The organism is Pseudophaeobacter sp., from assembly GCF_039971195.1.
Taxonomy (GTDB): Bacteria; Pseudomonadota; Alphaproteobacteria; order Rhodobacterales; family Rhodobacteraceae; genus Pseudophaeobacter.
Genome location: NZ_JBDWPJ010000107.1, coordinates 1 through 8,435, shown reverse-complemented (window position 1 = coordinate 8,435; position 8,435 = coordinate 1). Strand labels below are relative to the sequence as shown.

General features: G+C 58.3%; 7 protein-coding genes. 5 read left to right on the top strand and 2 right to left on the bottom strand.

What is annotated here, in order from left to right:
• Both ABJP42_RS09350 and ABJP42_RS09345 read left to right on the top strand, forming a co-directional pair.
• A partial coding sequence (locus ABJP42_RS09350) for an N-acetylmuramoyl-L-alanine amidase family protein (RefSeq protein WP_348340040.1) occupies positions 1 to 683 on the top strand: 683 nt, incomplete at its 5' end.
• Between the two features lie 211 nt (positions 684 to 894).
• Positions 895 to 3,399, top strand: a complete 2,505-nt coding sequence (locus tag ABJP42_RS09345; protein WP_348340039.1) for a penicillin-binding protein 1A — start codon at positions 895 to 897, stop codon at positions 3,397 to 3,399.
• Here the strand turns inward: ABJP42_RS09345 and ABJP42_RS09340 are convergent.
• Positions 3,396 to 3,908, bottom strand: coding sequence for a P-loop nucleotide/nucleoside kinase family protein (locus ABJP42_RS09340; RefSeq protein ID WP_348340038.1), 513 nt, complete (start codon positions 3,906 to 3,908; stop codon positions 3,396 to 3,398). The two genes, ABJP42_RS09345 and ABJP42_RS09340, sit on opposite strands and share 4 nt — an antisense overlap.
• A gap of 280 nt (positions 3,909 to 4,188) precedes the next feature.
• On the opposite strand from ABJP42_RS09340, the gene prfB reads away from it, so the two are divergent.
• From prfB to ABJP42_RS09325, 3 genes are all read left to right on the top strand, one after another.
• Positions 4,189 to 5,313 carry a peptide chain release factor 2 gene (gene prfB / locus ABJP42_RS09335; protein WP_348340037.1) on the top strand — a complete coding sequence of 375 codons (1,125 nt, stop codon included), beginning with the start codon at positions 4,189 to 4,191 and terminating at the stop codon, positions 5,311 to 5,313.
• A 259-nt stretch (positions 5,314 to 5,572) separates the two neighbouring features.
• Complete coding sequence (locus ABJP42_RS09330) at positions 5,573 to 6,970, top strand: amidase (RefSeq protein ID WP_348340036.1); 1,398 nt, start codon at positions 5,573 to 5,575, stop codon at positions 6,968 to 6,970.
• 84 nt (positions 6,971 to 7,054) lie between these two features.
• Positions 7,055 to 7,780, top strand: coding sequence for a DUF2189 domain-containing protein (locus ABJP42_RS09325; protein ID WP_348340041.1), 726 nt, complete (start codon positions 7,055 to 7,057; stop codon positions 7,778 to 7,780).
• 24 nt (positions 7,781 to 7,804) lie between these two features.
• On the opposite strand, the gene ABJP42_RS09320 is transcribed toward ABJP42_RS09325, so the two are convergent.
• Positions 7,805 to 8,434, bottom strand: coding sequence for an XRE family transcriptional regulator (locus ABJP42_RS09320; RefSeq protein ID WP_348340035.1), 630 nt, complete (start codon positions 8,432 to 8,434; stop codon positions 7,805 to 7,807).
• Position 8,435: the final 1 nt, after the last annotated feature.

The following is an 8,435-nucleotide window of genomic DNA, read 5'->3' as shown; positions in this document are numbered from 1 at the left end:
CCGGCCATGGCGGCATTGATCCGGGCGCCGAGGCCGAAGGCGGCATCGTGGAAAAGGACCTGATGCTACAATTTGCCTTGGAGCTGGGCGAAGTGCTGGTGCGTTCAGGCCAGTTTGAAGTACAGGTTACCCGCGATGGGGATTATTTTGTCTCTTTGGAGCGGCGCACGGCGCTGGCCCATCAGGCGGGCGCGGATCTGTTTATCTCTTTGCATGCGGATTCTCTGACCCAGGGCCATGCCCATGGGCTGACGGTCTACACCCTATCACAAGAGGCCTCGGATGCGGCCTCCGCCAGCCTGGCAGAACGTCATGACCGGGCAGATCTGTTGTCCGGCACCGACCTGTCCGATACCGATGATTTGGTTGCAGGTGTCATGTTGGACCTTGCGCGACAAGAAACCCAACCGCGCAGCATGGCCTTGGCGCGGGCACTGGTCATGGGGCTCACCGAACAGGGCGGCCCGGTCAATCGCAAGCCGCTGCGCTCTGCTGGATTTTCGGTGCTGAAATCTGCGGATATCCCTTCGGTGCTGGTGGAGATTGGATTTCTCTCCAGTGACCGCGATCTGGCAAATCTGCTGGACCCGGACTGGCGTCGCCAAACCGCTGCGGCAATCCTGAAAGGGTTGATCGACTGGCGCATTCAGGATGATGCACAACGCGCATTGGTGCGTCAGTAAATCACGCTTGGGTGGTTCTGCCCGGTTCTGCTCGCCCCTGAAGAGGGCCACTGGCTGCGATCCGGGGGTGCTCTAGCTGACTAAACGGCGGTTTCATGGTGCGGGGGAGGTTGATTTTCCCCCTCCGACGGCATTATTCCGCTGTTTCCGGTTTTGACCCCAGGCAGTCGCCCTCCTATATAGACCTCACCCCGCGAGAAAGGCCGCATACGTGCTCAGGTTCATTCTATCCTTCTTTGGTTCTATCTTCAGCACCATCACCCTTGGTGTGGCCATGGTCGCTTTGACTCTGGGGGCCGTGTTCTGGATCTATGGGCGCGATCTGCCGAGCCATGAATCCCTGTCGCAGTATCAGCCGCCAACCATCAGCCGGATCTATTCCGGTGAGGGGCGGATGATCGATGAGTTTGCCAAGGAAAGGCGCCTGTTTACCCCCTCCGAAGATATCCCGGACATGGTGAAACAGGCTTTCATTTCGGCCGAGGACAAGAATTTTTATTCCCATAAGGGCTATGATGCCCGTGGTATTGCAGCGGCCGCTATCGAGGCGGTACGGTCGCGTGGGGACAATGTGCGCGGCGCCTCGACGATTACCCAGCAGGTGATGAAAAACTTCCTGTTGTCGGGTGACCGCAAGGCTGCGCGTAAGATCAAGGAGATCATCCTCGCCACCCGGCTTGAGGAAACTCTGAACAAGGACCAAATCCTTGAGCTGTATCTCAATGAGATTTTCCTGGGCCAGAACTCTTACGGGGTGACGGCAGCGGCGCAGAGCTATTTCAACAAGACCCTCGGTGAGCTGGCCCCGCATGAGGCCGCAACGCTCGCCTCGATGCCAAAAGCGCCGGGCAAGTTTCATCCAGTACGGGGCAAGGAACGCCTGACTGAGCGGCGCGACTATGTGCTGCGCGAGATGTTTGAAAACGGCTATATCTCAGAGGCGGTCTACAAGGTCGAGATCCAGCAGCCACTGCGGTCGGTTCAAAACGGTGATTTTGAAAGCTTCCGCACAACGCTGCCGCCGCGTGACTATTTCTCGGATGAGATCCGCCGCCAGCTGTCCGAGGATTTTGGCGAAGGCGAATTCTTTACTGGTGGTCTGTCGGTACGGGCTACAATCGATGCCGAGATGCAGACCGAGGCGGCGGATGCGCTGCGCACTGGCCTGCAGAAGTATGACCGTTCGCGCGGCATCTGGATCGGCACCGGATTTACCCTCGAAGAATCCGTGCTTGGTGATGAAGCCAGCTGGCGCGAAGCCCTGGCCGCAACGGAAGTGTCCCGTGACATCACCCTGGGCGGTAAATGGTTCCCGGCTGTAGCGCTGGAAGTGGGCGACAAGAACTTGGTTGTGGGCGTCGAAGACCAAACAGGCACCGGCACTGTGCCGCGCGATGACATCAAGTGGATGAAGGGCAGCTTCAAAGACAATATCACCCGCGGTGATGTGGTTCTGGTGCGGGCCGAAACTGCGGATGATGGCAGTTTTAAACACTGGTCCCTGCGCCAGGTGCCAGAAGTCCAGGGCGGTTTTGTCGCCATGGACGTGAACACAGGCCGGGTTCTGGCTATGCAGGGTGGGTTCTCCTACCAGCATTCGGTGTTCAACCGGGCAACCCAGGCGCAACGCCAGCCGGGTTCGAGCTTCAAGCCCTTTGTCTATGCGGCGGCTCTGGACAGTGGTTACAGCCCGGCGACCATCGTGGTGGATGCGCCAATCGAGATCAACACACCCCAAGGGTTGTGGCGTCCCAAGAACTCCTCCAACAAGTTCTACGGCCCAACCCCGCTGCGCACCGGCATCGAAATGAGCCGGAACCTGATGACCATTCGTCTGGCGCAGGAAGTGGGCATGCCGGTGGTTGCGGGCTATGCGGAACGCTTTGGCGTTTATAACGACATGGGGCCTTTCCTGGCCAACTCATTGGGGGCTGAAGAGACCACACTTTACAAGATGGTGGCAGCCTATGCGATGTTTGCCAATGGTGGCGAACGGGTGCAGCCGACCCTGGTAGACCGGGTACAGGACCGCTATGGCCGCACCATCTATCGCCACGATGACCGCGACTGCGTTGATTGCTCTGCGCTGACCCTGCCTGCAGGCCAGTCGCCGCGTATTGCCACCGACCGTGAACAGGTGATGGATCCGATCACTGCTTACCAGCTTAGCTCGATGATGCAGGGGGTTGTGGACCGTGGCACCGCGTCGAGCGTGATCAACCTGCCAGTGCCCACTGCCGGCAAGACCGGGACCACCAATGATTCCCGCGATGTCTGGTTTGTCGGCTTTACCTCCAACATCGTGGCCGGCTGCTACATGGGCTTTGACCAGCCCCGTCCCATGGGGCGCGGTGCCTATGGCGGCACCATGTGTGGCCCGGTATTCCAACAGTTCATGAAGGTCGCGACCGAGAAATTTGGCGGTGGTCCTTTCGAAGTACCTGAAGGCGGCCATTTTATCAAAATCGACCGCTATACCGGCGCCCGTCTGCCCAACACCGCCTCGGGCTCCTATGTTGTGGCCGAGTATTTCCGCGACGGGGCCGAGCCCATCTTTGGTCTGGCGTTTGACGGTGGCTTTGCCATGGGATCGGACCTGCCACTATTGGAAGAAGTCCAGCAATCGGGACGCCAAGTGACGACCTCGAGCGGCGGCACGGCGGTTCTGGGGCCCAAGGCGACCTTTGGGACAGTCACCTCAGGCGGTCAATACTAGCGGCGCTGCGGCTCACTTGTTTTGTTGTGCCAGACTAGGGAGAAGCCTTCTTCCGGTATTGGCGCCACAAAGTATTTGGAGAACTGGTGAAACTGCCCTTCGGTGGTTTGAAAGGGATGTTCGCCTGCCGCATTGCGCCGGGCCAGCCGTTGCAGACAAAGCGCATCCTTGGCAGCCAAGACATGAAGCTGATTGGCGGCCTTGGTCTGGTCCAGCAGGCTGCGCATCCATTGGCGCGCTTCAACGGTGTTGGCGGAGAAATCCAACACAACAGAGATCCCCGTATTCAACAAGGCGATCACATGAGGCCCCATAGCCTGTCGCAGGCGCGTGGTGCAGCGCAGGTAATCCGCCGGTGAGCGGAGTTCTTCTGGATAGAGCGCGCTTAGCCAACTGTCTTCCGACAGGAGCACATGGCGATCACGGCGCGACAGTTTAGCGGCCAGGGTGGATTTTCCAGAGGCGATTTTTCCGCAAAACAAATGCAGGGTGGGTAGTTGACTGGTCATTGGAAGCAACTCTTCAAAAGGCGCAGGGGCGCCAATGACAAATGGATATGATTAAGAACCCCGGCCCGGCCTATCGGACCGGGTGGCTAATTCGCAGCGGGCAAAGGTGGCCCAGGAGTTGATCCAAGCGTGTCATGGCAAAGACCTGCCATGTTTTGCCAGCGCGGTCCAGTTTCCTGTGACTGAGGGGTCTGAAAGGCGCGTCGGCCTCGCGGCTGCTTGCCCGCAGTCGCCGCGTGGTCTATCACCCTTGCTTGATACGTAAGTTCAAGGAAATCACATGCGCGCTGAGACCCAAAACACTGTGGCCGAGATCGAGAAGTCGCTGGAGCTTTTGGCGCAGCGTCTGAATTGGGAAACTGCCGAATACCGGTTGGAGGAATTCAATGCGCGTGTCGAAGACCCGAACCTTTGGGATGATGCGGAGGCCGCGCAAAAACTGATGCGTGAGCGACAGAACCTGGTCGATGCGATTGATACCTACAAAGGCATCAAGCAGGACCTCGCAGATAACATTGAGCTGATCGAGCTTGGCGAGATGGAAGAGGACGAAGAAGTCATTTCTGATGCGGAAGAGGCGTTGAAGGCACTCAAAATCACCGCAGCGGAGAAAGAGCTGGAGGCGCTGCTGGACGGCGAAGCTGACAGCAATGACACTTTCCTGGAAATTAACTCGGGCGCGGGCGGTACTGAAAGCTGCGACTGGGCCTCTATGTTGGCGCGGATGTATGTGCGCTGGGCCGAGAAAAAAGGCTACAAGGTTGAGCTGCAATCGGAGAGCGCTGGCGAAGAAGCCGGCATCAAATCAGCCGCTTACAAGATCACGGGGCATAATGCCTATGGCTGGCTGAAATCTGAGAGCGGTGTCCACCGTCTGGTGCGGATCTCGCCCTTTGACTCCGCTGCCAAACGTCATACCTCGTTCAGCTCGGTCTGGGTCTACCCGGTTGTGGATGACAATATCGAGATCGAGGTCAACCCCGCAGATATCCGTATTGATACCTATCGCTCGTCGGGCGCGGGCGGTCAGCACGTAAACACTACCGACTCAGCGGTGCGGATCACCCACCATCCTACTGGCATCGTGGTGACCTCCTCCGAGAAATCGCAGCACCAGAACCGCGACATCGCCATGAAGGCGCTGAAATCGCGGCTCTATCAGCAAGAGCTGGACCGTCGCAACGCTGCCATCAACGAGGCGCATGAAAACAAGGGCGATGCAGGCTGGGGCAGTCAGATCCGCTCTTACGTCTTGCAGCCCTATCAGATGGTCAAAGATCTGCGCACCAGCCACGAGACATCAGATACCAAAGGCGTGTTGGATGGGGATCTCGACGGTTTCATGGCAGCAACCCTGGCGCTGAATGTTGCGGGCAAAAGCCGCTCGGAAGCGCAGGGCGAGTAGACTCTTTACCTATCAAACACATGATATCGGGTGGATCGCGCGGGTGCAGGAAAGATCCTGCGCCCGCTTTTTATTGCCCCATGGTCTGCGAACAGGAGCGCAGGGATCTGCCTCCTGTTCGCATCGCGCGCAGTCTTGGCAGCTTGGAACGCGGCGAAGGCAGTTTCCTCAATAATTTAAAAGCTTAGGCGAGGGTGCGACTTTGCAGCTGTGGTTTTCACCGCTAGGCTGGCTTGTAATCGCAGCAGGAGACCCGACAATGTATCACCCCTATGGATCCGCCTGTGAACTGGTGTCAAAGCTGCGCAATGGCAGCGTGACCGTGGTAGAGGTGATGCAGGCCACGCTGGACCGGATCGATGCGCTCAATCCTGGCCTCACCGCCATCGTAGCCCTGCGTTCTCGCGCCGAATTGATGGAAGAGGCGGCAGCGGCTGACAGGGCTGAGCAACGCGGAGCCCTGCATGGGCTGCCCATGGCGATTAAGGATCTGGCCAATGTGAAAGGCATTGCCTCAACCCAGGGCTCGCCTCTGTTCAAGGATTTTGTGCCCCGGGAGGATGAGTTGTTTGTCTCCCGTCTGCGCGATGCTGGCGCGATTTTGATGGGCAAGACAAATACGCCGGAGTTTGGTCTGGGCTCGCATACCTTCAATCCTGTCTACGGTGCCACCGGCAACCCCTTTGATCCGAGCCGCAGTTGCGGTGGCTCTTCCGGCGGGGCTGCGGTGGCTTTGTCGGCGGGGCTGGTGGCCCTAGCAGATGGGTCAGACATGATGGGATCACTGCGCAATCCGGCGGGCTGGAACAATGTCTATGGCTTCCGTCCCACCTGGGGGCTGGTCCCAGCTGAACCTTCAGGAGACCTGTTTTTGCACCAGCTGGCCACCCTGGGCCCCATGGCGCGCAGCCCTGAGGACATCGCCCTGTTGTTGGATGTGATGTCAGGCCCGGACCCGCGGCAGCCCCTGGCGCGCAGTCGCGAGACTATGCTGCCTTTGCCAGAGGTAAGACCGATGCGGATTGGCTGGCTGGGGGACTGGGGGGGAGCCTTCCCAATGGAGCCGGGTATTCTGGAGCTATGCACCCAGGCTTTGGACGCATTTGCCAAATTGGGCCATGTAGTGGAAGCCGTGGCTCCACCGTTTGAAGCCGAAGAGATCTGGGAGTCCTGGATCACCCTGCGCTCCTATGCGGTGGCAGCGGGGCTGCGGGCCTTTGACAACAATCGCGAGGCCTTGAAGGACACCGCCATCTGGGAGCTGGAGCGCGGGCTGGGTTTGAGCGGCAGCGAGATACAGGCGGCGTCAGACCAACGGTCCCATTGGCAGCGCCGGGCAGTTGAGCTGTTTCAAAAATATGATGCCTTGATCCTGCCAACGGCGCAGTGCTGGCCTTTCCCGCTGGATCAGGATTATCCGCGCAATATCAATGGTAAGTCGATGGACAGCTATCATCGCTGGATGCAGGTAGTAACGCCGGTTAGCCTGCTGGGGTTTCCCTGTCTAGCGGTGCCCGCTGGCTTTGGGGCGGAGGGGCTACCGATGGGGTTGCAGGTCTTTGGATCCCAAGGCCAGGACCAAAAACTTCTGGCTTTGGGGGAGCAGTACCATCAAGTCACAGGCTGGCCGCAAAAATCACCGCCCCCCTGCGGATGAGGCAGAGCGGCAAGGCAAAGGAATTTTTCTGGGGAGGAGAGTTTAGTGAGTGAAAAGCAATTTGGTGTGCCGACTCTGCGGCCCATGCAGGCTGAAATTCTGGCAGAGGCGCTCAAAAGCGGCTGGCGGGACTTTTGCCGCAAACCGGGCTACGGACTGTTCTTCGCCGGGTTCTATGTGCTGGCAGGGTGGATGATGACCTGGATCACGCTCGAAACCGGCACCACCTTCTGGTTGGTTCTGGCAGCCATTGGCTTTCCCTTGATTGGCCCCTTCGCAGCTGTTGGTCTCTACGAGGTCTCCCACCGATTGGAACAAGGCGAGGCGATGAATGTCGGCGAAATCCTCGGCGTCATCCTGCACCAAAGTCGGCGCCAACTGCCGTCGATCTGCGCCATCATCATCGTGGTGTTTTTATTCTGGTTCTTCCTGGGCCATATGATTTTTGCCCTGTTTCTCGGGCTGACCACAATGACAAATATCTCCAGCTCGCTGGAAGTGTTTTTGACCATGAATGGGATGATGATGCTGGCGGCTGGCAGCCTGGTGGGGGCGCTTTTTGCGCTGCTGCTTTACATGATTACGGTGATTTCACTGCCGCTATTGTTGGATCGCGAAGTTGATTTTGTTACCGCGATGATTGCCAGTTTCACCTATGTGCAGCAAAACTTTGCGCTGATGATGCTCTGGGCTTTGGCCATTGCAGTATTCACCTTTATGGCCCTGCTGCCTGGCTTTGCCGGCCTGTTTCTGGTGCTGCCTTTGCTGGGGCATGCCACCTGGCATATCTATCGGCAAATTGCCCATTAACTGGGGCAGGCCTAGGGCCTTTGATTAGCGAAAGGGGACCTCTGGCTGCAGCAGGTGGCGGTGATAGGGGATCAGTTCTTCGGTGCTGGCAAAACCGGCGTTGCGAGCAGTTCTGAGCGCAGGTCCCAAGTCATGCCCAAGGTGTTCGTAAACCATACGTGTGACCCGCTCGCCGGTGCTATCACGCACCGTTCGCGCGACATAGCCAAGCCAAAAGTTGTTCTCTAGGGAGCCGACCCGCGCCAGATAGTTGAAGGAGTAGGTCATCGCATGGCGCCGCGAGATGACAAAAGCAACACCGTCTTCGTGCGAGGTCACAACGCCGCGGAACTCACGCACCTTGGCCCCGTCTGGAAGGCCCTGGTAGCGCATTGCATCGCGCGCCTCAAACCCCTTGATATAGGTTGCCGTGCTGCCAGAGCGGAAGACATAGACCAGACCAATCACGAATTTCTCGCTGTTGACAAAGCTGCGTCGGGTGAATCGGTAAAAGCCCGTCGGAAACATGGTTTCGTGGACCTGCCGAATGCCATAGCCTAGAAAGTCCGAGAGGAACGGCCCGTTCAGGATCTGCCCTTGCCGCCCGATGGACTCGACGGGTTCCAGCAGAATCCGGGCATCAACTTCGAAAAAACTACAGATCCGGTCAAGTATA